Source organism: Bradyrhizobium sp. 17 (assembly GCF_023073515.1).
Lineage (GTDB): Bacteria > Pseudomonadota > Alphaproteobacteria > Rhizobiales > Xanthobacteraceae > Bradyrhizobium > Bradyrhizobium canariense_D.
The window spans coordinates 1-1,171 of record NZ_JADPJQ010000063.1 but is presented as its reverse complement, the minus strand read 5'-3'; the positions used below and the strand labels follow the sequence as shown (position 1 = coordinate 1,171).

Annotated in this window: 2 protein-coding genes; both read right to left on the bottom strand. The window is 64.2% G+C overall.

The features are described 5' to 3' along the window. On the bottom strand, positions 1-539 hold a 539-nt coding region (locus IVB13_RS09665), incomplete at its 3' end, for an IS66 family transposase zinc-finger binding domain-containing protein (RefSeq protein WP_247488642.1). Positions 540-661: 122 nt separating this feature from the next. Then, the gene (gene tnpB, locus IVB13_RS09660) at positions 662-1,018 is read right to left on the bottom strand and encodes an IS66 family insertion sequence element accessory protein TnpB (RefSeq protein ID WP_247295361.1); all 357 of its coding nucleotides are present in this window, start codon (positions 1,016-1,018) and stop codon (positions 662-664) included. Positions 1,019-1,171: the final 153 nt, after the last annotated feature.

Sequence of the window (1,171 nt, the reverse complement as noted above, 5' to 3'; positions counted from 1 at the left end):
GCATAGATCTGCGCTTGCCGATAGAGCGGCAGGTGATCGGCATATTTTGACACCAGAACCTGTGCGACGGTTGCTTCCGTTGGCAGTCCGCCCTCGATCAGCCGAGCCGGAGCTGGCGCCTGCATGACGCCATCCTCGCAAACCCGGCAGGCGTATTTGGGCCGCCGGGTCACGAGGATCCGGAACTGCGCCGGGACCAGGTCCAGCCGCTCGCTTCTATCCTCGCCGATCCGATGTAACTCGCCTTGGCAGCAGGGACAGGTCCTGTCCTCGATGTCGACGATGACCTCGATCCGCGGCAGGTGCGCCGGCAAGGCGCCACGGTTGCCCCGGCGCTTGCGAGCTCGCGCATCACGGCCTTCAGGTGCACTGATGTCCTGTGCCGTCTCGCCGTACGCTGCGACTTGCTCGACGTCTTCCAGGCCCAGCAGCATCTGGTCTTCAGGCAGCGTCTCTGCCCGTCGGCCAAACCGATGCCGCTGCAATTCCTTGATGATCTGACGCAGCCGCTCGCTCTCGCACCGCTCGGCGAGCAGCATCGCTTTCAGCGTCTCCGGATCGTCAGGCAGGACGTCGCTCACAGCCAAATCAGAGCATATTCGCCGCCATCTGGCGACGCATCCGACGGTCCTGATTCACTTCGCCGCAGCGCTGCCAACAACTACCCGGGCTGCGCTGGCGCCGGCGTCCCCCGTGCCTCGTGCACAAGCCGCCAGTCGAGTCCTTCCAGCAGCGCCGACAATTGCGCTGCCGACAGGCGCATCACACCGTCCTCGATCTTCGGCCAGCGGAAGGTCCCATCCTCAAGCCTCTTGGCGAACAGGCACAGGCCCGTTCCATCCCAGAACACCAGCTTGATCCGGTCCGCCCGCTTGGCCCGGAACACATAAACAGCTCCCGAGAATGGATCTGCACCCATGCTCTCGCGCACCAGGGTCGCAAGACCCTCCATGCCCTTGCGGAAGTCTACCGGCTTGGTCGCCACCATCACCCGGACCGCACCTGACGGACCGATCACCGGCTCACCTTCAGCGCCTGGACAATCGACGCAATCATCGCCGTATCCGCTCCACGACCGGCTCGGATCGTGATGCCGTCCACTTCAATCTCGATGATCCCGCTATCTGCCTTGCGCACCGTTTTGCGCTCCCGGTGAGCACTTGGCGCCGGT